A 19,616-nucleotide genomic window follows, 5' to 3' on the forward strand; every position below is an offset into this window, starting at 1 on the left:
GAAGCCATCGCGAGCAAGCTTTGCTCCTACAAAATCAAAAGCAACCGCAAACCCTGTAGGAGCAAAGCTTGCTCGCGATAGCGGTCTGACTCACGACACAAATCCATAAAAAAACCCGCACCTCTTTCAAGGCGCGGGTTAGTTCATTGCATCAAGCGATCAACGCTCGAGCAGGATCCGCAGCATGCGACGCAGCGGCTCGGCCGCGCCCCACAACAACTGGTCGCCGACGGTGAACGCGCCGACGAACTGCGAGCCCATGTTCAGCTTGCGCAGGCGGCCAACCGGGATGTTCAGGGTGCCGGTAACCTTGGTCGGGCTCAGCTCCTGCATGCTGATGTCGCGGTTGTTCGGCACCAATTTGACCCAAGGGTTGTGCTGGCTGATCAACCCTTCGATATCAGCGATCGGCACGTCCTTGTTCAGCTTGATGGTCAGCGCCTGGCTGTGGCAGCGCATGGCGCCGATGCGCACGCAGATGCCATCTACCGGGATCGGGCTCTTGAAGCGACCGAGGATCTTGTTGGTTTCGGCCTGGGCCTTCCACTCTTCACGGCTTTGACCGTTCGGCAGTTCCTTGTCGATCCACGGGATCAGGCTGCCGGCCAGCGGTACGCCGAAGTTTTCGGTCGGGTACGCGTCGCTGCGCATGGCTTCGGCAACACGACGGTCGATGTCGAGGATCGCGCTGGCCGGATCGGCCAGTTGATCGGCGACAGCGGCATGGGTCGCGCCCATCTGCTTGATCAGTTCACGCATGTTCTGCGCGCCGGCACCGGAGGCCGCCTGATAGGTCATGGCGCTCATCCACTCGACCAGGCCAGCCTCGAACAGACCGCCCAGGCCCATCAGCATCAGGCTGACGGTGCAGTTGCCGCCGATGTAGTTCTTGGTGCCGGCATCCAACTGCTGGTCGATGACCTTGCGGTTGACCGGGTCCAGCACGATGACCGCGTCATCCTGCATGCGCAGGCTGGAAGCGGCGTCGATCCAGTAACCCTGCCAGCCGGCTTCGCGCAGCTTCGGAAAGACTTCGCTGGTGTAGTCGCCACCCTGGCAGGTCAGAATCACGTCAAGGGTTTTCAGCTCTTCAATGCTGTAAGCGTCCTTGAGCGGAGCAATGTCCTTGCCCACGGACGGGCCTTGGCCACCGACATTGGAAGTGGTGAAAAACACCGGCTCGATAAGATCGAAATCCTGCTCTTCCAGCATCCGCTGCATGAGCACGGAACCGACCATGCCGCGCCAACCGATCAGACCTACACGTTTCATCGCAACTACACCTTATTGAAAAGTGGGCCGCTGCTTCCAGGGGTGAAAGTGGCAGCGGGCCCGAGAGATTACAGATTCCGCAGCGCGGCGACTACTGCGTCGCCCATTTCCTGCGTACCGACTTTAGTGCAACCGGTCGACCAGATGTCACCAGTGCGCAAGCCCTGGTCCAACACCAGGCTAACGGCTTTTTCGATGGCATCGGCGGCGGCCTGCTGGTTGAAGCTGTAACGCAACATCATCGAGACCGACAAAATGGTCGCCAACGGGTTGGCAATGCCAAGGCCAGCGATGTCTGGCGCCGAACCGTGGCACGGCTCGTACATGCCTTTGTTATGGGTGTCCAGGGACGCCGACGGCAGCATGCCGATGGAACCGGTGAGCATCGACGCCTGGTCGGACAGGATATCGCCGAACATGTTGTCGGTGACGATCACGTCGAACTGCTTCGGTGCCCGCACCAGTTGCATGGCGGCGTTGTCGACGTACATGTGGCTCAGTTCGACTTGCGGGTAATCCTTGGCCACTTCCTCGACGATTTCCCGCCACAGCTGGCTGGAGGCCAGTACGTTGGCCTTGTCCACCGAGCAGAGCTTCTTGCCGCGGACCATGGCCATGTCGAAACCGACACGGGCGATGCGGCGGATTTCGCTTTCGCTGTACGGCAGGGTGTCGTAGGACTGACGTTCGCCGTTTTCCAGGGTGCGGGTGCCGCGTGGTGCGCCGAAGTAGATACCGCCGGTCAGCTCGCGAACGATCAGGATGTCCAGGCCGGCAACGATTTCCGGCTTCAGGCTGGAGGCCTCGGCCAGTTGCGGGTACAGGATCGCCGGACGCAGGTTGCCGAACAGGCCCAGTTGCGCACGGATTTTCAGCAGGCCGCGCTCAGGGCGGATGTCACGCTCGATGGTGTCCCATTTCGGGCCGCCCACCGCACCCAACAGCACGGCATCGGCCGCGCGGGCACGCTCCAGGGTTTCATCGGCCAATGGCACGCCGTGCTTGTCGATGGCCGCGCCACCGATCACATCGTGGCTCAGCTCGAAGCCCAAAGCGAACTTGTCACTGGCCAGCTCCAGCACCTTGACCGCTTCGGCCATGATTTCCGGGCCAATACCGTCACCTGGGAGAATCAGAATCTGCTTGCTCATGCGTTCCTCATGTCATCAGTCGGTGCGCCTGGGGCGCTCCCGGAAAAAATCTGTCAGTCGCTTATCTTTCAGCCATCAGTACCAGCACATCTGTACTGAACGAACCATCGGCCTCAATCTCAAAATATTCGCGCACTTCGTTGCCCATCGACTGCTGCAACTGGCGGATCGCCGCGCGCATCACCTGTGGCGTGCGCATGCGCTCGACCCAGGCGTTGTATTCAAGACGCAGCCGCTGGCGGGTGGTGCTGCGGGTATGCAGCCCTGCCTCACTGACCTGGCGCAGCCACTCACCGGCGCTATAGTCGCGCACATGACTGGTATCGCGCAGCACTTCGACGCTCTGCAGGTAAGTGTCGAACAATGGGCTGCCCGGTGACAACACGTCGATGAAGGCCGAGACACCGCCTGGCTTCAATACTCGCCGCACTTCCCGCAGGGCCAGGCCAAGATCGCTCCAGTGGTGTGCCGAATAGCGACTGAAAACGAAATCGAACTCGCCATCGGCGAACGGCAGGCGCTCGGCGGCGCCGTTGACCGTGGAGACGTTGCGCAGGCCTCGTTCGGCGGCAGCAGCGGTCACCACGTCAAGCATCTGTTGCGACAAGTCGTAGGCCACCACTTCCTTCACCTGCGACGCCACTTGAAAACTCACGTGACCGGCGCCGCAACCCAGGTCCAGGACCCGGGCTTCACCCTGCCCTGCCAGTTCGGCCTGTAGCAGCGCGAACTCGGTGCCTTGAGCGTGTACGGCGCTGCTCAGGTAGGCCGCGGCCTGTTCACCGAATTGCTTTTGGACTACCTGGGTGTGCTGGGCGGTGCTGGTCATCGGGACTTCCTTTTTGGGGTGAGTCTTGTGGTGTATGGGCTGCCGTCATCGCGAGCAAGCTTTGCTCCTACACAGGTCTGGGGCGCTCACAAACCCTGTAGGAGCTGAGCTTGCTCGCGATGGGGCCGGCCCTGTCTACATCAAAACCGGATCAATCAAGCGTCGCGAAACAACCAAGGCTGGCTCGCCCGGTGCTTGGCCTCGAACGCCGCAATCGCATCACCGTCCTGCAACGTCAGGCCGATATCGTCCAGACCGTTGAGCAGGCAGTGCTTACGGAATGCATCGATTTCAAAACCCAATACCTTGCCGTCCGGGCGGGTCACGGTCTGGGTCTGCAGATCGATCTGCAACTGGTAGCCCGGATTGGCCTCGACCTGCTGGAACAGCTCGTCGACTTCAGCGTCGCTCAAGATGATCGGCAGCAAGCCGTTCTTGAAGCTGTTGTTGAAGAAGATGTCGGCATAGCTCGGCGCGATGATGCTGCGGAAACCGTATTCTTCCAGCGCCCAAGGCGCATGCTCGCGGCTGGAGCCGCAACCGAAGTTTTCCCGGGCCAGCAACACACTGGCGCCTTGGTAACGCTCGGCGTTGAGGACGAAGTCCTGGTTCAGCGGACGCTTGGAGTTGTCCTGATATGGCTGCCCCACATCCAGATAGCGCCACTCATCGAACAGGTTCGGGCCGAAACCGGTGCGCTTGATCGACTTCAAGAACTGCTTCGGGATGATCTGGTCGGTGTCGACGTTGGCACGATCCAGAGGCGCGACAAGTCCAGTGTGCTGGGTGAAAGCTTTCATGCTGCGCTCCTTTAGATCAATTCACGGACGTCGACAAAGCGACCGTTTACAGCGGCGGCGGCGGCCATGGCCGGGCTGACGAGGTGGGTACGACCACCGGCGCCCTGACGGCCTTCGAAGTTACGGTTCGACGTGGAAGCGCAATGCTCGCCCGATTCCAAACGGTCCGGGTTCATCGCCAGGCACATCGAGCAACCCGGCTCGCGCCATTCGAAACCGGCTTCGAGGAAAATCTTGTCCAGGCCTTCCGATTCAGCCTGGGCCTTCACCAGACCCGAACCCGGCACCACGATGGCCTGCTTGATGGTCGACGCTACTTTGCGGCCCTTGGCGATCACCGCCGCAGCACGCAGGTCTTCGATCCGCGAGTTGGTGCAGGAGCCGATGAACACGCGGTCCAGCTGAATGTCGGTGATCGCCTGATTGGCGGTCAAACCCATGTATTTCAAGGCGCGCTCGATGGAACCGCGCTTGACCAGGTCCATTTCCTGCGCAGGATCCGGAACGTTCTGATCGACAGCCAATACCATCTCAGGCGAAGTGCCCCAACTGACTTGCGGCTTGATCTGGGTCGCGTCGAGCGCCACAACGGTGTCGAACACCGCGTCGGCGTCGGAAACCAGGTCTTTCCAGGCTTCGACGGCCAAATCCCATTCCGCACCTTTCGGGGCGAATGGACGGCCCTTCACGTAGGCCACGGTTTTTTCATCAGCCGCCACCAGACCTACGCGAGCGCCGGCCTCGATAGACATGTTGCAGATGGTCATGCGGCCTTCGACGGACAGGTCGCGAATCGCGCTGCCGGCGAATTCGATGGCGTGGCCGTTACCGCCGGCAGTGCCGATCTTGCCGATCACCGCAAGGACGATGTCCTTGGCAGTCACGCCGAACGGCAGTTGGCCCTCGACGGATACCAGCATGTTCTTCATTTTCTTGGCGACCAGGCACTGGGTGGCGAGCACATGCTCGACCTCGGAGGTGCCGATACCGTGGGCCAGGGCACCAAAAGCGCCATGGGTCGAGGTATGGGAGTCGCCGCAGACCACGGTCATGCCCGGCAAGGTTGCACCCTGCTCCGGGCCGATGACGTGGACGATGCCTTGGCGGACGTCATTCATCTTGAATTCGACGATGCCGTATTCATCACAGTTATCGTCGAGGGTCTGGACCTGCAAACGCGAAACCTCGTCGGCAATGGCTGCGATGCCGCCCTTGCGCTCAGGGGTGGTCGGTACGTTGTGGTCCGGGGTCGCGATGTTGGCATCGATGCGCCAAGGCTTGCGCCCGGCCAGTCGCAGGCCTTCGAAAGCTTGCGGCGAGGTCACTTCGTGGATGATGTGACGATCGATGTAGATCAGCGCCGAACCATCGTCGCGCTGTTTGACCAAATGCGAATCCCAGAGCTTGTCGTAGAGCGTTTTGCCGGCCATCAGACGGTTTCCTCATCAGCTTGTTTCTATGCCCTGGATCATGAGTGATTCAATAACCCTTTGGCTTGTGAGGCTGATCCTATGGGGTTACATTAAATAACTCAAATTCATATTTTTTATGCTTTGGATAACCAACTGGAATACAGACATGGACCTGGCCAACCTCAACGCCTTTATTGCCATCGCCGAGACGGGAAGCTTCTCCGGCGCGGGCGAACGGTTGCATCTGACGCAGCCGGCGATCAGCAAGCGCATCGCCGGGCTGGAGCAGCAACTGAAGGTGCGGCTGTTCGATCGTCTGGGTCGCGAAGTCGGCCTGACCGAGGCCGGCCGCGCCCTGCTGCCCCGGGCCTACCAGATTCTGAATGTCCTCGATGATACGCGCCGCGCCTTGACCAACCTCACCGGGGAGGTGACCGGTCGTCTGACCCTGGCCACCAGTCACCACATCGGCCTGCACCGTTTGCCGCCTTTATTAAGGGAGTTCACCCGGCGCTATCCGGAGGTAGCGCTGGATATCCAGTTTCTCGATTCGGAAGTGGCCTACGAAGAAATCCTCCATGGTCGGGCCGAACTGGCGGTCATCACCCTGGCGCCGGAACCCCACGCCCTGGTCAAGGCTACGCCGGTGTGGGACGACCCGCTGGACTTCGTGGTCGCCCCGGAGCATTCGTTGCTCAACAACGGCAAGGTCAGCCTCGCGGACATCGCCCGACACCCGGCGGTGTTCCCCGGCGGCAATACCTTTACCCACCACATCGTCCAGCGCCTGTTTGAAGCCCAGGGCCTGACGCCGAATATCGCCATGAGTACCAATTATCTGGAAACCATCAAGATGATGGTGTCGATTGGCCTGGCCTGGAGCGTCTTGCCCCGCACCATGCTCGATGACCAGGTTGCGCGAATACCTTTGCCGGGCATACAACTGACTCGCCAGCTAGGCTATATCCTGCACACGGAAAGGACGCTATCGAATGCAGCGCGGGCCTTCATGGCCTTGCTGGATGCCCAAATCGATCTGCCAGGGACTCAAGGCTAACTTGTGCTACTCCTATAGAGCCCGAATTTCTGTACCCGATACCCAATTCAGCTCAAGGCTTGCCAATGCCGAAATCTGTTGACCGTATTCCGCCGATGCCGCGCATCCAGGCGCTTGACCCGAAAAGCTCCGAACAAAGCTGGGAAAGTGCCTCGCAATTGCTGGCCGCGCTCAACGGCGCGCGCCTGGGCGCGTGGTATTGGGATATTGAGCGTGGGCAAATCAGCTGGTCGCGGGGCACGCAGGCGCTGTTTGGCTTCGATCCCCGGCAACCGTTGCCGGCCGACCTGGAATACCTCGACTTGTTGCCAGCCGAAGATCGGGCAAAGACCCTTCGCGCCTTCCATGCCGTTATCGCCGGCGCGCCGCTGGAGCAAGCGATGCACCACCGTGTTCGCTGGCCCGACGGCAGCCTGCATTGGCTGGAGATCAGCGGCAGCCTGCTGCCGGACAAGCACGGCCGTCCACGAATGATTGGCGTGATCCGCGAAATCACCCACCAACGCCTGCGCGAACAGGCGCTGAGCAGTTCGGAGAAACGCTTCGCGACGCTGTTTCACCTGTGCCCGAACATGGTCCTGCTGACGCGCCAGGAAGACGGCCTGATCACCGAAGCCAACCAGTATTTCGAAAGCCTGTTCGGCTGGCCGGTCCAGGACGCGATCGGCCGCACCACGCTGGAACTGGGCCTCTGGGTGCACCCCGAGCAACGCGCACAACTGGTCAAGGCCACCAAGGCCAAGGGCGAGCTGACCAGCATGGAGGTGCAGTTTCGCGCCAGCAACGGGCAGATCCACGATGGCATCCTCAGTGCACAGAAGGTCGAACTCGAAGGCCAGCCCTACCTGTTGAGCACCTTCCTCGACACCACCGAACGCAAAGCCGCCGAACACGCCCTCAAAGACAGCCAGGAGCGCCTCGACCTGGCCCTGGACTCGGCGCAACTGGGCACCTGGGACTGGCACATTCCCAGCGGCATGTTGTATGGCTCGGCCCGCGCCGCCCAGTTGCACGGCATGGAGGCCAAACCTTTCCATGAATCCTTCGACGATTTTTTCGAAGGCGTGCCCGGCGAAGAACGCGACACCATGCGCGATGCCTACCGCAGCCTGCGCGAAGGCCCGGCCGGCAACTATCAGCTGACCTATCGGGTGCAAATGCCGGACGGCAGCTCACGCTTTCTGGAAAGCCGCGCCCGCCTCTACCGCGATGAAAACGGCGTGCCCTTGCGCATGGCCGGCACCCTGCTTGACATCACCGACCAGGTCGAGCGCGAACAACGCCTGGTGGCCTCCGAAGAGAAATTCGCCACCCTGTTCCAGGTCAGCCCGGACCCGATCTGCGTGACGCGCCAGGACACCGGGCAGTTCATCGAGATCAACTCGAGCTTCACCCAGACCTTTGGCTGGAGCACCGCCGATGTGATCGGGCGCAGCGCCGACGAAATCGGCCTGTGGGACGCTTCGGCAAAAAGCCTGCAACGAATCGAACAGGTGATCCGCGAACAAGGCCTGAACAATGTGGCGATCCTCGTCCAGCACAAGGACGGGCAGTCATTGACCTGCGTGATTTCCAGTCGCCAGATCAACGTCAGCGAACAGCCGTGCGTCGTCACCACCTTGCGCGACATCACCCAGCAGCAACGCTCGGAAGCGGCGCTCAAGGCCAGCGAAGAGAAGTTCGCCAAGGCTTTCCACTCAAGCCCCGACGCCATCACCATCACTGAACGCGATACTGGACGCTATCTGGAGGTCAACGACGGTTTCTGCCGCCTGACCGGCTACCGCGCCGACGAAGTGATCGGCCGTACCGTGTACCAGGTGGGGATCTGGGCCGAAGAGAAACAACGCTCGGCGTTGCTGGCCGAACTGCAGATCAAGGGCCGGGTACACCACCAGGAAATGCTCGGGCGCAACAAACGTGGCGAGTTGCTGACAGTGGAGGTGTCGGTAGAACCGATCACCCTCAACGAAACCGCGTGCCTGTTGTTGACCGCGCGGGACGTCAGCCTGCTGAAAAACGCCGAGGCGCAGATCCGTCACCTGGCCTACCACGACCCGTTGACCAACCTGCCCAACCGCGCACTGCTGATGGATCGCCTGAGCCAGCAGATCGCCCTGCTCAAGCGCCACAACCTGCGTGGCGCATTGATGTTCCTCGACCTCGACCACTTCAAGCACATCAACGATTCCCTCGGCCATCCGGTGGGCGATACGGTGCTGAAAATCATCACCGCGCGCCTGGAAGCCAGCGTGCGCATGGAAGACACCGTCGCGCGCCTGGGCGGGGATGAATTCGTGGTGCTACTCAGCGGCCTCGAAGGCTCACGCAACGAGGTCAGCGATCAGGTCTGCGAGCTGGCCGATACCATTCGTGAGCTGCTGTCTGAACCGATGTTCCTCGACGGTCAGCGCCTGCAGGTGACGCCGAGTATCGGCATTGCCTTGATTCCCGACCATGGCTCCACGCCGACCGACCTGCTCAAGCGTGCCGATATCGCCCTTTATCGCGCCAAGGATTCAGGGCGCAATACCGCACAGATGTACCACAACACCATGCAGAAGGCCGCGAGCGAGCGCCTGCGCATGGAAACCGACCTGCGCCTGGCGCTTTCGCGCGGTGAGTTTCGCGTGCACTACCAACCCCAGGTGGACGCCCGGGATAACCGCATTGTCGGTGCCGAAGCGCTGGTGCGCTGGAACCATCCGGAACTCGGCGCGCAGTCCCCCACCGAGTTCATCAAGGTGCTGGAAGACAGCGGGTTGATTCTGGAGGTCGGCACCTGGATTCTCGACGAAGCCTGCCAGGCCTTCAGGCACCTGATCGCTAACGGCCTGGTGGACCCGCTGGAATTCAGCCTGTGCGTCAACATCAGCCCGCGCCAGTTCCGCCAGAACGACTTCGTCGAGCGCATCGAAAACAGCCTCGCCTCCTACGGCCTGCCCTGCTCGCTGCTGAAACTGGAAATCACCGAAGGCATCGTCATCCAGAACCTGGAAGACACCATCAACAAAATGCTGCGCCTGAAAAAACTCGGCGTGAGCTTTGCCATGGACGATTTCGGCACCGGTTACTCCTCGCTGACCTACCTCAAGCGCCTGCCGGTCGACACCCTGAAAATCGACCAGTCGTTCATTCGCGACGCCACCACCGACCCGAACGACGCCGAGATCATCCGCGCCATCGTCGCCATGGCCCGCAGCCTGGAATTGAAGATCATCGCCGAAGGGGTGGAGACCCCGGAACAACTGGAGTTCCTGCAAGGCCTGGGCTGCCATCTCTATCAGGGGTATCTGCACAGCCGGCCGCTGCCGGTGGAGGACCTGCAAAAGCTCCTCCTGTAGGAGCGAGCCTGCTCGCGATGAACCTGAGAGCACCGAGGGGTGTCAGGTGCCCAGCGTCATCGTTGACGACCATCGCGAGCATGCTCGCTCCTACAACCTTCGATTCAATCTCCCTTTCCTACACGCATTCCGGAAACGTCTGATTTACGCCTGAAAGCCTCGTATAGAACCCTTGCGTTGCACTTTGCCCTGCCTCCATTTCTTCGGAGGCAGGAGCAATTTGACCGTTATCAGACAAGGAGTTGCAGCAATGGCTAAGGGATATTTCATACGCAAGGGCGACAAGACCAGTTGCGGTGGCGAGGTGCTGGACACCGATACCCGCATCATGATGTATGGCTTCGCCCACGCTCGCGCCGGGGATCCGGTTTCCTGTGGCAAGAACGACGAAACCTATGAAATCGTCGGTGGAATCTCGTTCTTTGACAGTCACGGCAGGCTGGCAGCTGGCTCGCTGGATAGCCGCAGCAGCTGTCCCTGCAAAGAGTAAAGGAGAGTAAAGGGGACAGATTTATTTTTACTATCAAAAAAGGGCGCCTGATGGCGCCCTCTTCCTGCTCTGACTCAGTGTTGCAAAGCTGGCTTTTCCATCCCGTTAATCGGAATGCGTTTGGCCTTCGCCTCTTCCGGAACCACCCGCAACAGGTCGATGCTCAACAGACCGTTGCGCAGGTCCGCGGCCTTGATTTCGATGTGATCGGCCAGGCGGAACGACAGCTTGAACGCACGCTGGGCAATGCCCTGGTGCAGGAAGGTCACGCCTTCATTGGCGTCGCGTTTGCCACCACTGATGGTCAGTACACCCTTCTCGACTTGCAGCTCCAGGTCTTCTTCCTGAAAGCCAGCAGCCGCCACCACGATGCGGTATTGATCGTCGCCGTGTTTTTCAACGTTGTAGGGTGGGTAGGTGCTGCCCGGTTCGTTGCGCAGCGCGGTTTCAAACAGGTCGTTGAAACGGTCGAAACCGACAGAGGAACGGAACAGTGGCGCCAGGGAAAATGCAGTAGTCATGATTCAAATCTCCTGAAAACAATCAGCAAGGTTTTATGTCTCCGCGACCCGAATTCGGCATCGCGTAACCCTTAGATAGGGACCGCTGATTGCTTTTCAAGAGATTATTTTCTGCTTTTTTTAAAAAATGTTTCAGGCTGCCTCAGCCACCTGCAACCCCAGCAGGCGCGAGACATGGTCCAGCTCAGTCTCACGGCGCAGCACGCTGAACAGCTCGACCGCCTCGGGATAATTGCGGGTCAGCATCGCTAGCCACTGCTTCAAGCGACCCGGCGATTGACGCGCTGTCATCTGCGCCTTGGCTTGCAGCCAGAAATCCTGGATCAGCGGCAGCAGTTCGGCCCAGGTCATCTCGACGACCTCCTCACCGGCCCGCGCCGCCGCGATTTGCCGGGCCAGATCGGGGCGCGAGACCAGGCCGCGACCGAGCATGATGTCTTCCACACCACTGATTTCCCGGCAACGGCGCCAGTCTTCGACGCTCCAGATATCGCCGTTGGCGAACACCGGCACCTTGACCACCTCCTGTACGCGCGGGATCCACTCCCAGTGCGCCGGCGGCTTGTAGCCATCCACCTTGGTCCTGGCATGCACCACGATATGCTCGGCGCCGCCCTCGGCCAGCGCCGTGGCGCAGACCAGCGAACCGTCCGGGCTGTCGAAGCCCAGGCGCATCTTGGCGGTCACCGGGATGTGCGCGGGCACAGCGCGACGCACATGCTCGACGATCTGGTTGAGCAGCTCAGGCTCTTTGAGCAGCACCGCGCCACCACGGGACTTGTTCACGGTCTTGGCCGGGCAACCGAAGTTCAGGTCGATCACTTCAGAGCCCAGTTCGCAGGCCAGCGCGGCGTTTTCCGCCAGGCAAACCGGATCGGAACCCAATAGCTGCACACGCAACGGCACGCCGGAGGCAGTCCGGGCACCGTTGAGCAACTCGGGGCCGAATTTGTGGAAGTAGGCCGGCGTGAGCAACTGGTCGTTGACCCGAATGAACTCGGTCACGCACCAATCGATGCCACCCACTCGGGTCAGCACGTCGCGCAGGATGTCGTCGACCAGCCCCTCCATGGGCGCCAAGGCAATTTGCATGAAAAACACACTCAAGGAAAAACGTGCGGCAGTTTACTGGTTTCAGCGGGAATCTGCTGAACATCGCAGATCCCTGATTGGGTGGAGGCAACGGGCTTACGCCCGTTACCCCTCCCACACCACCGGACGTGCGGTTTTCCGCATCCGGCGGTTGAACAGCTCAGCGAGGTGCTGAGGCGAAGTCCTGCGGCGTCCACAGTCCCCAGCGACGCATCATGTTCAGACTCATCGCCTGCTGCATCACTGGGTGGCGCGCCGCTCGCCAGGCACCGTCGTGAAAACTTACTCGCGCGAGTTGCCGGCTTGCGATACCAAGCCCGCGCAGCTTGCGCATTCGTCCTTCACGGCTGTGCCAGCGTTGCCAGAAACATTTGCGCATGTGTCGGCGAGTCCATTGCGATAACCGCTTGAAGTCGTCCTTCACCCAGCGGAAGTATTCGTACCACCCCCGGATGTAACGGCCCCATTGAGCCACCAGCTCGGTGCTCGTCAGGCTTTGCCTGGCCGACCACAGCTCGCGGACTTTCTTGCGGTATTTCTTCACGGTCTTGCCAGACAGCTGGCCATTCCCTTGTTCGTCGATGTTGTAACCCAGGAAGTCGCGATCCCAAGGCCGCCCCGTGCCACTCTTGCTGGCACTCACTTTGAGCTTGAGGTGTTTCTCTATCCAAGCCGTCACACTGCCCAGCACGCGGTCCGCGCTGCGCTCGCTGGTGACATAGATCACCAAGTCATCAGCATAGCGACAGAAGCTTAGGCCTCGGGTCTCCAACTCTTTGTCCAGAGCATCCAGATAGAGGTTGGCAAGCAGCGGGCTTAGCGGCCCCCCTTGCGGAGTTCCGGCCGTCCTTTTGACCCGCTGACCGTCCAACAGCATATCCGCTCGAAGCGTCTGGCCGATGTACCGCATCAGCCGCTTGTCGCGGACATCCCTGGATATGAGGCTCATCAGCCTGTCGTGGCTGACCTGATCGAAGAAAGCTTCGATGTCGATATCCACAACCCAGGTCTTGCCTTCCAGGACAAAGGCCTTGGCGGCTCGTATGGCATCGAGATTGCTCCTGCCTGGCCGGAAGCCATAGCTGTGTTCGCTGAATTTGGCATCCCACAGCTGTGTCAGGTGCTGTTGAACCGATTGCTGGATCAGGCGATCCTGCGTATTCGGAATGCCCAACAGCCGCTCCCCGCCTTGCGGCTTGGGGATCCTGAGGCCTTTGATAGGGCCCGGTTTATAGGTCCCGTCCAGAAGTTTGCCCTTGATGGCCGGCCAGTGCGTTTGAAGGTGCGCGGTAAGCTCGTCGGTAGTGATTCCGTCGACCCCCGGCGCCCCTTTGTTCGCCCGGACCTTCTTGAGCGCTCGGTGCATATTCTCCTTTTCGACGATCGTTTCCATGCAGGTTTCGCTCAACACGTCTCTATTCCTGTTCCGTCTGCCTGCTGACTCGCCCCTTCCTTGCGCACGTTCGTCGAGGTCCACCCGACTTTCCCACGCAAGGCCATCCCGCTACGTGCCACATGGCATTTCCGGGTGCGGTTTCAAAAGGCTCTCGCTTTGTAGGCAGCAGTCTATGGTGAGTGTTTCTGTTCTTCAGCCCTTCGCTCCGGATCCATTACGACCTTTCTTCACTACTACGGCATCTGCTGACTTCTCGCGGGCTACGCCCGCGAGATCTCCCCGGGTAAGGTGCCAAAACCTTCGGCTCGGGCCGCCAAGCTCTACCTGATGCGTCTTTCGGTGACCGTTGGATTTCGTGGCTCCCAGCACACTTATCGCCCGCATCCGGCCTCACTGCTTGTTCGTGTTCCTGCGGTCGCGCCTTTGCTACACGCTTCTTTCAGGCTGGCCTCGCGGCTTCCCCCTTGCGTTTCACTACAGTTCTCGTCACTCATTCTGGTCACCACTTTTCAGGTGACTGGTTTTGGCCCATGCCGGGCACACTAGGAGCGAGCATGCTCGCGATGGTCGTCAACGATGACGCTGGGCACCAGACACCCCACGGTGCTCTCAGGTTCATCGCGAGCAGGCTCGCTCCTTGTATGTTGACCTTGATTCCATGAGAGAGGTTACGCTCAAGGATTCATTCAACAGCAAGTACGTTTCTGGGGGAGGCCGATCGCTCCTGAAGGCAGGATTTGCTCCTGACCTTGTCTGTAGAGAGGCCCCCCCGCCTCATTGCCCACCACGAAGAGTATCGAGAAGCCGACAAGTCGGACTTCGCATTACAAGGTTGCAGTGGCATGAAGTTCGAGGTCGGGGGAACCAGGTGCAATCTTACCTAAAGCCAAGGAAGTGAAAAGCAATGAATGCGCATGTCGGCATAGATATCAGTGCTCGCAGTTCAGCCATGGGATGGCGGCAGAACGGCAAAGCAGCAGGCAATGGAGACATTCTGCACACGCCCAAAGGTCGCAAGGCCGCTGTGGAAAAGCTGCTACGTCTCAAGCCGCTGAGCGTTGTCATGGAGGCTACCGGTATTTACTACCTGGATCTTGCGATGGAATTGCACGCCGCCGGCTTGCCGGTCTCGGTGATCAACCCCAAAAGCTTCCACAACTTTGCCAAGCTGATGTTGCAAAACAGCAAGACTGACCAGATCGATGCCCAACTGCTGGCCGAATACGGCGAGCGTATGGGGCCTAGGCTGTGGGTCCCGCCCACTGCGGAACAGATGATGCTGCGTGCGATTGGTCGCCACATCAACCGACTGATTGGCCATCGGACGCGAGCCAAGAACGAGCTGCATGCGCTACAAGCGACAGAAACGAGCATCGCACTGCTGATCGAGGATGAGAAAGACGCGATAAGCGCGTTGGACGCTCGAATCGATCGATTAAAACAGGCTGCGCGCGACGCCATCGCCAAATGCCCTGATCTGAGCCTGCAATTTCGCTGCATGATGGCGGCGCCCGGCGTTGGAGAGGCCTCGGCCATCGCCGCACTGGCTGAGCTGACGACCCTTCCAGTGACGCTTAAATCGGCACAGGTAAGCCGCTATGCAGGCCTGGATGTCAGACTGACCCAGTCAGGCACCAGCGTGAACCGGCCAGGACGAATGTCCAAGTGCGGTAATGCTTACTTGCGTGCAGCGATGTTCATGCCGGCGATGACGGCAATCCGTTGTGATGAGAATGTGAAGGCCTTCTACGAGGCACTGGTAGCGCGCGGCAAGAAGAAAATGCAGGCCATCGGCGCGGTCATGCGCAAATACCTAACCGGGTTATGGGCATGCATGCGCTCTGGAGAAGAATTTAATACGGCCAAGCTTTTTAGCAAAAAACATCTCGCGAAAGCTTGACCGTGAACAGAGTATCTACAGGGGTGGTGTCAGGCGGGGGTTTGCAGCGCCGGGCCGTAGCCTTCGATGAACTCGGCGGGCATACGCTTGGGCTTACCGCTGGACAGCTCGATGCAAACGAACGTGGTCTGCGCACGCAGCAACGTTGAATTGTCGCTAGGACGCTTCAACTGGAAATGACGGGTCATTCTCAGGCGCTGGTCCCAATCGACGATCCAGGTCGCCAATTGCAACTCGTCGCCTTCATAGGCGGCCGCCAGGTAATCGATCTGGTGCCGCACCACTGCCATCGCCCGGTCCAGCCGCCGATACTCGACCAGGTCCAGGCCGAGGCGCTGAGAGTGGCGCCACGCACAGCGTTCGAGCCAGGTCACGTACACCGCGTTATTGGCGTGCCCCAACCCATCGATGTCCTCGGCGCCCACTTGCAGATCAATGATAAATGGCGTTGCCCGATCCCAGCCCATGCCCCACTCCCCGGTCAGATTGATTCGACCGGGGCAGTGTAACGGATGCTCAGGCCGATTGGCGCGATTGCAGGCTGCGACCGGACAGCAGTGATAACACGCCATCAATCATCCGCGGGTCGGCCAGCACCCGCTGATGACCGCCCTCCTGCAGGCGCAGCAGACGACTGTCGAACCAGGCTTCGTGGATCAATTGTGATTCCTTGACCGGGACATGGGTGTCATCTTCGGCGTGCACGATCAGGCCAGGCATATCGAGTTGGTAGTGCGCGACATCCAGCATCGCAGCGCGTATGCCGACATCACTCTCGACCTGGCGGATGAACGCCGAACGGGCTTTCGGGGGCAGCCCTACATAGCGGGCGAAACCGCGCAATACAGCAAGAATCCGCGCCGGGGCGGCAATGCTGACCAGGGTTTCGGTGCGCAGGCCCAATTGCACGGCAAGCATGGCACTGGCGCCGCCCATGGAGTGGCCGATGACCGCTTGCAGCGGCGGCAACTCGGCGGCGGCTTCAAGCATGGCACGGGCGAACAGCACTACATTCGCCTCGTGACCGGGTGAGCGACCGTGCGCCGGGCCATCCAGGGCGACAACTGAATAACCGGCATCGACCAGCGCCGTGATCAGGCTGGCAAACTGCGTGGGCCGACCTTCCCAGCCGTGCATCAGCAACACCGCCGGGCCTTGCCCCCAGCGCAAGGCCGAGAGGCCGAAACGCAAAGTGATTCGTTCGGATTTGGCCAGCAGCGGCAATTCCCAATCACGCGGTGGAAAATCGCGCGGCGTCATGAACGCCAGCCGCATTTTGCTCGCCACCAGCTTGGGGGCGAACCAGCCCAAGGTGCCATTAACGCCACGAACCCACTTCAACGTGCTCATCGCATTCTCCCCAGGCCGCAGCCTTCAGGTCAACGCACCGCCGACTTGGCCGCGCGCAGCAAACGATCGGATAAATCACCGGGTCCCAGCGCCCGTGCCAGCGCCAGGCCGCCCACCATCAAGGCCAGATCGGCCAGGGCTTTGTCGGTGTCTTCAGGACTGGCCGCCAACTGCGCGACCATCAGCTCCATGTGTTCATTCAGGGCGATTCGAAACGCCTCGGGCAGGCGTCCGAGTTCACCGATCGAGGCCGGGATCGGACACGCAGACTCGCTGGAATCACGGTGTTTGCGTGACAGATAAAACGCAGCGACCAAGGTACGACGCTCTTCACCGGTCAATTCGGCATCCATGGCGGCAATCAGGTCACGACGGTGACCCAGCAACTGCTTGAACGCTTCCAGCATCATTGCGTCCTTGCTTTCGAAGTGCGCATAAAAACCGCCGACCGTCAGGCCGGCTGCACCCATCACTTCGCCAACGCTCGGCTCGGCCGGACCACGCTGGATCAGCGCGGCGCTGGCAGCCTTGAGGATGCGTTCGCGGGTTTGAGCTTTTTTATCGTTCATCGTTGCCTCCGAATATTACGACTAGAATATTATTCTCATAATAATTTTCTGCAAGTCGTGGATGTGACCGCTGGTCTGAAGAACAGTTTGAGAGAAAGAGGGAGATTTGGCCAAACGCCAGACAAACAAAAGGGCCATTCAATAATTGAATGACCCTTATAAAATCCCGCAGAGCGGGTAATCGTGGCGTCCCCTAGGGGACTCGAACCCCTGTTACCGCCGTGAAAGGGCGGTGTCCTAGGCCACTAGACGAAGGGGACACAAACCCTTCTATACAACTGATCAGTGCTGAGAGCTGATCGATTCAAGGCCGGTGTGGCCAGACCTTGAACTGTAAAATTGGTGGAGCTAAGCGGGATCGAACCGCTGACCTCCTGCATGCCATGCAGGCGCTCTCCCAGCTGAGCTATAGCCCCGGATTTTTCGCCTCGCGGCGGAGCGACATCTTGTAACATCGCTTCTGTAAAACTGGCGTCCCCTAGGGGACTCGAACCCCTGTTACCGCCGTGAAAGGGCGGTGTCCTAGGCCACTAGACGAAGGGGACGCAAACCCTTCTATACAACTGATCAACGCTGAGTGTTGATCGCTTCAAGGCCGGTGTGGCCAGACCTTGAAGTGTAAATTGGTGGAGCTAGACGGGATCGAACCGTCGACCTCTTGCATGCCATGCAAGCGCTCTCCCAGCTGAGCTATAGCCCCTCATCGTTGATGTCATCGCTGAGGACGGGGCGAATCTTAAGGGCGTATCGAAGGCCTGTCAAACTTATTTTTCAAAAAATTTAAAATTTTTTGTCGGCATAACAATCACTTACCGCCCTCCCCCCGGAAATCCGGGCGGTTTGCGAGGAACGCAGACCTGTAGGAGCTGCCGCAGGCTGCGATCTTTTGCTCTTGCTTTAGAAGGCCAAAGACAAAAGATCGCAGCCTGCGGCAGCTCCTACAGAGGCAATCAGGCGATAGCGCCCAACAGCTTTTCCCACTCCTTGTTTTCTTTCTTGGACACGCCGCCCAGCAAGTCGATTGCCTGGCGCAGACGGAAACGGGTCAGGTCCGGACCGAGGATTTCCATCGCATCGAGCACCGACACCGAGCTGGCCTGGCCGGTGATCGCGGCGAACATCAGCGGCATGGCATCACGCAACTTCAGCTCCAGGGATTCGACCACCGCCTGAATGGTCGCGGTGATGCTGTCCTTCTCCCACTGGCGCAGGCTTTCGAGCTTCCACAGGATCAACTGCATCAACTGGCGAACCTGATCGCCCGACAGCTTCTTCGATTCGAACAGCTTGGCGTCCGGATTCACCCCACCGGCAAAGAAGAACCCGGCCAGCGGTGCAACCTGGCTAAAGGTCTCGACGCGGCCCTGCACGTGCGGCGCGATCTTCATCATGTATTCGGAATTGAACGCCCACTTCTGCACGCGCGCGGCAAATTCTTCCACCGGCAAGTCGCGCAGCCACTGGCCGTTGAGCCACGACAGCTTCTCGATGTCGAAAATCGGCCCGCCGAGGGAGACGCGCTTGAGGTCAAAGTTGTCGACCATTTCCTGCAGCGAGAACTTCTCACGCTCGTCCGGCATCGACCAGCCCATGCGCCCCAGGTAGTTGAGCATGGTTTCGGGCATGAAGCCCATGCGCTCGTAGAAGGTCACCGAAGTCGGGTTCTTGCGCTTGGACAGCTTGCTCTTGTCCGGGTTACGCAGCAGCGGCATGTAGCACAGCTCCGGTTGTTCCCAGCCGAAGTATTCGTACAAGAGGATCAGTTTCGGCGCCGATGGCAGCCACTCTTCGCCACGCAGCACGTGGGTGATGCCCATCAGGTGGTCATCGACCACGTTGGCCAGGAAGTACGTCGGCAGGCCGTCGGTCTTCATCAGGACTTGCATGTCCATGCGGTCCCACGGGATTTCCACGTCGCCACGCAGCATGTCCGGCACCACGCAGACGCCTTCGCTGGGCACCTTCATGCGGATCACGTGCGGTTCGCCAGCGGCAAGGCGGCGCGCCACTTCTTCCTTGGACAGCAACAGCGCACGGCCGTCGTAACGTGGGGTTTCGCCACGGGCCATTTGTTCGGCGCGCATCTGGTCCAGCTCTTCGGCGGTGCAGAAGCACGGGAAAGCGTGGCCGAGCTCCACAAGCTGCTGGCAGTACTTCTGATAGATCTCGCCGCGCTCGCTTTGACGGTACGGACCGTGCGGGCCGCCAACGTCAGGGCCTTCGCTCCAGTCGATACCCAACCAGCGCAGGGCGTCGAAAATCTGTTGTTCGGACTCGCGGGTCGAACGCAGCTGGTCGGTGTCTTCGATCCGCAGGATGAACTCACCGCCGTGCTGCTTGGCAAAGCAGTAGTTGAACAATGCGATGTAAGCGGTACCTACGTGGGGGTCCCCGGTAGGCGATGGCGCGATGCGCGTGCGGACGGTGGTCATG

15 protein-coding genes, 4 tRNA genes and 1 pseudogene are annotated in these 19,616 nt (G+C 60.0%); 4 read left to right on the forward strand and 16 right to left on the reverse strand.

Annotated elements, in window-relative coordinates; all coding sequences use genetic code 11:
• Nucleotides 1–159: 159 nt before the first annotated feature.
• The 5 genes from asd to leuC form a co-directional block, all read right to left on the reverse strand.
• Entirely contained in the window at nucleotides 160–1,272 is a 1,113-nt protein-coding gene (asd, locus tag ACA058_RS21245; protein ID WP_497440804.1) for an aspartate-semialdehyde dehydrogenase, read from the reverse strand.
• A 68-nt stretch (nucleotides 1,273–1,340) separates the two neighbouring features.
• On the reverse strand, nucleotides 1,341–2,423 hold the full coding sequence (gene leuB, locus ACA058_RS21250) for a 3-isopropylmalate dehydrogenase (RefSeq protein WP_497635768.1): 1,083 nt from the start codon (nucleotides 2,421–2,423) through the stop codon (nucleotides 1,341–1,343).
• 61 nt (nucleotides 2,424–2,484) lie between these two features.
• Nucleotides 2,485–3,252, reverse strand: coding sequence for a class I SAM-dependent methyltransferase (locus ACA058_RS21255; protein ID WP_497635769.1), 768 nt, complete (start codon nucleotides 3,250–3,252; stop codon nucleotides 2,485–2,487).
• 155 nt (nucleotides 3,253–3,407) lie between these two features.
• Nucleotides 3,408–4,052 carry a 3-isopropylmalate dehydratase small subunit gene (gene leuD, locus ACA058_RS21260; protein ID WP_497635770.1) on the reverse strand — a complete coding sequence of 215 codons (645 nt, stop codon included), beginning with the start codon at nucleotides 4,050–4,052 and terminating at the stop codon, nucleotides 3,408–3,410.
• An 11-nt stretch (nucleotides 4,053–4,063) separates the two neighbouring features.
• Complete coding sequence (gene leuC / locus ACA058_RS21265; protein ID WP_497635771.1) at nucleotides 4,064–5,482, reverse strand: 3-isopropylmalate dehydratase large subunit; 1,419 nt, start codon at nucleotides 5,480–5,482, stop codon at nucleotides 4,064–4,066.
• Nucleotides 5,483–5,630: 148 nt separating this feature from the next.
• On the opposite strand from leuC, the gene ACA058_RS21270 reads away from it, so the two are divergent.
• The 3 genes and pseudogenes from ACA058_RS21270 to ACA058_RS21280 form a co-directional block, all read left to right on the forward strand.
• Nucleotides 5,631–6,521 (forward strand): LysR family transcriptional regulator, encoded by an 891-nt coding sequence (locus ACA058_RS21270; protein ID WP_008056358.1) that lies wholly within the window; start codon nucleotides 5,631–5,633, stop codon nucleotides 6,519–6,521.
• 65 nt (nucleotides 6,522–6,586) lie between these two features.
• The gene (locus tag ACA058_RS21275) at nucleotides 6,587–9,865 is read left to right on the forward strand and encodes a PAS domain S-box protein (protein WP_497635772.1); all 3,279 of its coding nucleotides are present in this window, start codon (nucleotides 6,587–6,589) and stop codon (nucleotides 9,863–9,865) included.
• Between the two features lie 250 nt (nucleotides 9,866–10,115).
• Nucleotides 10,116–10,349, forward strand: a pseudogene (locus ACA058_RS21280) (PAAR domain-containing protein); the annotation flags it as partial.
• An 80-nt stretch (nucleotides 10,350–10,429) separates the two neighbouring features.
• Here the strand turns inward: ACA058_RS21280 and ACA058_RS21285 are convergent.
• The 3 genes from ACA058_RS21285 to ltrA all read right to left on the reverse strand — a co-directional run bounded on the left by ACA058_RS21285 (nucleotide 10,430) and on the right by ltrA (nucleotide 13,361).
• Nucleotides 10,430–10,876, reverse strand: coding sequence for an Hsp20 family protein (locus tag ACA058_RS21285; RefSeq protein ID WP_497635773.1), 447 nt, complete (start codon nucleotides 10,874–10,876; stop codon nucleotides 10,430–10,432).
• 132 nt (nucleotides 10,877–11,008) lie between these two features.
• Complete coding sequence (locus ACA058_RS21290) at nucleotides 11,009–11,968, reverse strand: tRNA dihydrouridine synthase (protein WP_497635774.1); 960 nt, start codon at nucleotides 11,966–11,968, stop codon at nucleotides 11,009–11,011.
• Between the two features lie 160 nt (nucleotides 11,969–12,128).
• Complete coding sequence (gene ltrA, locus ACA058_RS21295; RefSeq protein ID WP_497635775.1) at nucleotides 12,129–13,361, reverse strand: group II intron reverse transcriptase/maturase; 1,233 nt, start codon at nucleotides 13,359–13,361, stop codon at nucleotides 12,129–12,131.
• Nucleotides 13,362–14,268: 907 nt separating this feature from the next.
• On the opposite strand from ltrA, the gene ACA058_RS21300 reads away from it, so the two are divergent.
• Nucleotides 14,269–15,264 carry an IS110 family RNA-guided transposase gene (locus ACA058_RS21300; RefSeq protein WP_497634894.1) on the forward strand — a complete coding sequence of 332 codons (996 nt, stop codon included), beginning with the start codon at nucleotides 14,269–14,271 and terminating at the stop codon, nucleotides 15,262–15,264.
• Nucleotides 15,265–15,293: 29 nt separating this feature from the next.
• Here ACA058_RS21300 and ACA058_RS21305 read toward each other — a convergent pair whose 3' ends face one another.
• The 8 genes from ACA058_RS21305 to gltX form a co-directional block, all read right to left on the reverse strand.
• Complete coding sequence (locus ACA058_RS21305) at nucleotides 15,294–15,731, reverse strand: acyl-CoA thioesterase (protein ID WP_497635776.1); 438 nt, start codon at nucleotides 15,729–15,731, stop codon at nucleotides 15,294–15,296.
• A 49-nt stretch (nucleotides 15,732–15,780) separates the two neighbouring features.
• On the reverse strand, nucleotides 15,781–16,614 hold the full coding sequence (locus ACA058_RS21310; protein WP_497635777.1) for an alpha/beta fold hydrolase: 834 nt from the start codon (nucleotides 16,612–16,614) through the stop codon (nucleotides 15,781–15,783).
• 29 nt (nucleotides 16,615–16,643) lie between these two features.
• A complete protein-coding gene (locus ACA058_RS21315; RefSeq protein ID WP_497635778.1) occupies nucleotides 16,644–17,183 on the reverse strand; it encodes a TetR/AcrR family transcriptional regulator in 540 nt (179 codons plus the stop codon).
• Nucleotides 17,184–17,367: 184 nt separating this feature from the next.
• Nucleotides 17,368–17,443: transfer RNA gene (locus ACA058_RS21320), tRNA-Glu, on the reverse strand.
• An 80-nt stretch (nucleotides 17,444–17,523) separates the two neighbouring features.
• Nucleotides 17,524–17,599: transfer RNA gene (locus ACA058_RS21325), tRNA-Ala, on the reverse strand.
• 53 nt (nucleotides 17,600–17,652) lie between these two features.
• Nucleotides 17,653–17,728, reverse strand: a tRNA-Glu gene (locus ACA058_RS21330).
• A gap of 79 nt (nucleotides 17,729–17,807) precedes the next feature.
• Nucleotides 17,808–17,883: transfer RNA gene (locus tag ACA058_RS21335), tRNA-Ala, on the reverse strand.
• Between the two features lie 250 nt (nucleotides 17,884–18,133).
• Nucleotides 18,134–19,615 (reverse strand): glutamate--tRNA ligase, encoded by a 1,482-nt coding sequence (gltX, locus tag ACA058_RS21340; RefSeq protein ID WP_497635779.1) that lies wholly within the window; start codon nucleotides 19,613–19,615, stop codon nucleotides 18,134–18,136.
• Nucleotide 19,616 lies beyond the last annotated feature (1 nt).

The organism is Pseudomonas sp. LBUM1649 (genome assembly GCF_059716155.1).